The organism is Streptomyces sp. HSW2009 (assembly GCF_040240285.1).
Taxonomy (GTDB): Bacteria; Actinomycetota; Actinomycetes; order Streptomycetales; family Streptomycetaceae; genus Streptomyces.
In genome coordinates this window covers 1-1,459 of sequence record NZ_JBEHZD010000977.1, presented here as the reverse complement: position 1 = coordinate 1,459, position 1,459 = coordinate 1, and the positions used below count along the sequence as shown (strand labels likewise).

At 74.6% G+C, this 1,459-nt stretch carries 3 protein-coding genes and 1 pseudogene; 2 read left to right on the top strand and 2 right to left on the bottom strand.

The window, feature by feature from the left end:
- A pseudogene (locus AAHZ94_RS33985) lies at nucleotides 1-228 on the top strand (serine/threonine protein kinase); the annotation flags it as partial.
- An 84-nt stretch (nucleotides 229-312) separates the two neighbouring features.
- Here the strand turns inward: AAHZ94_RS33985 and AAHZ94_RS33980 are convergent.
- The gene (locus AAHZ94_RS33980) at nucleotides 313-1,014 is read right to left on the bottom strand and encodes a hypothetical protein (protein WP_349997544.1); all 702 of its coding nucleotides are present in this window, start codon (nucleotides 1,012-1,014) and stop codon (nucleotides 313-315) included.
- 47 nt (nucleotides 1,015-1,061) lie between these two features.
- Between AAHZ94_RS33980 and AAHZ94_RS33975 the strand changes: the two genes are divergently transcribed.
- Nucleotides 1,062-1,250 (top strand): DUF5703 family protein, encoded by a 189-nt coding sequence (locus AAHZ94_RS33975; protein WP_349997543.1) that lies wholly within the window; start codon nucleotides 1,062-1,064, stop codon nucleotides 1,248-1,250.
- Here AAHZ94_RS33975 and AAHZ94_RS33970 read toward each other — a convergent pair.
- On the bottom strand, nucleotides 1,240-1,459 hold a 220-nt coding region (locus tag AAHZ94_RS33970), incomplete at its 5' end, for a hypothetical protein (protein WP_349997542.1). The genes AAHZ94_RS33975 and AAHZ94_RS33970 overlap by 11 nt on opposite strands.

Sequence of the window (1,459 nt, the reverse complement as noted above, 5' to 3'; positions counted from 1 at the left end):
CAGTCCGCGGGCGCGATCATCTCCAACGCGGCCGCCCTCAACACCTTCACCGCGGCCCAGCTGCCCGGCCCGGGGCGGGCGCCGGCCCGGCCCCCCGCGCAGGGGCAGGCGCCACCCGGCGCCCCGGGCCCACCCCTGCCCCGGACAGCGCGCCCGCGGCCCGTACCCGACCCCGCACGAGCCCATGCCCACCAGGCACGCGAACGGGCCGCCGTCCCGCCGGCGTGAACCAGCGGGACAGCGGCCCGAAAGCGGACCCGGGGCCCAAGGCCCGTCCCGGGGCCCGGGGCCCCGGCGCGGAGCAAGTTCCGGCTAGGGCTCAGGCTCAAGCAGCTCCAGGTCGTCGTCGACGTCGTCGACGTCATCGTCCACGTCGTCGGGTTCCTCGTCGAAGACCGTGCTCACGTCGAAGCGGCAGACGATGCGCTGCGGGTCGGTGTGGTCGAACGGCGCCGCCAGCCACTCCCCCGGCTCGGCCGGCTCGTCGGTGGCCGACACCCAGAGCGTGGAGTCCCCCTCCTCCAGGCCGAACTCCTTGTGCCGGGAGGCGATTTCGTCCGGTTCGTACTCCCCGAAGAGGACTCCGAGCGCGGCGTGCACGCTGCCTCCGACGGCCGCGGCCGACGTGCCCTTGCCGGCCAGGCCGTTGCTGGCGATCACGTCCGGGTCGAGGTCGGCGATCCGCTGCGCCTGGGAGAGCAGCCGCTGCGGCTCGGACACCGCGTAGTCCCTGCGGATCAGCACGCTGACGGCGCTCGGTTCCTCCGGCCCGTCGTAGGCGGGCAGCGTGTCGTCGCCGGGGATCTCGAAGGGCGTGACTTCGTCGTACGCGTCGTAGAGGAGTTCGTCGTAGGTCTCGGCAGCCGCGGCCAGTTCGTTGAACGCGGCGTAGACGGCCGGGTCGTCCCCGCCGACCCGTCGCTCGACGGCATCGAGGTGGCGATCCAGTGCGGCTTTCACCGCTTCAGCGGCGGCGCGTACCTCGGCAGCAGATGGCTGCGCAGCATCAGACATAGTGCAGACGCTATCCGTACCAGGGCAGTTCCCGCACAATAGATGCGATGCCGGAATACGAATTCTGCGATGTGTACGTGCCTCGGGGGGTATCCCGCAAGGCCACGACTCGCCTACTGACCGAACATGCCGAGTACGGACACTGGGAGTTGGACCGCCTGCGGCTCAACCCCGACGGCAGCCGCAAGGTGCGGCTGCGCCGCCGGATCATCCGGCAGTTGCGTGCTACCTGGTGACGGGGGGGGGGGGGGGGGGGGGGGGGGGGGGGGCCCCCCCCCCCCCCCCCCCGCGCCCCCCCCCCCCCCCCCCCCCCCCCCCCCCCCCCCCCCCCCGCCCGGCCCCCCCCCCCCCCCCCCCCCCCCCCCCCCCCCCCCCCCCCCCCCCCGCCGCCGGATCATCCGGCAGTTGCGTGCTACCTGGTGACGCGGCGCGGGCCCGATGTCCC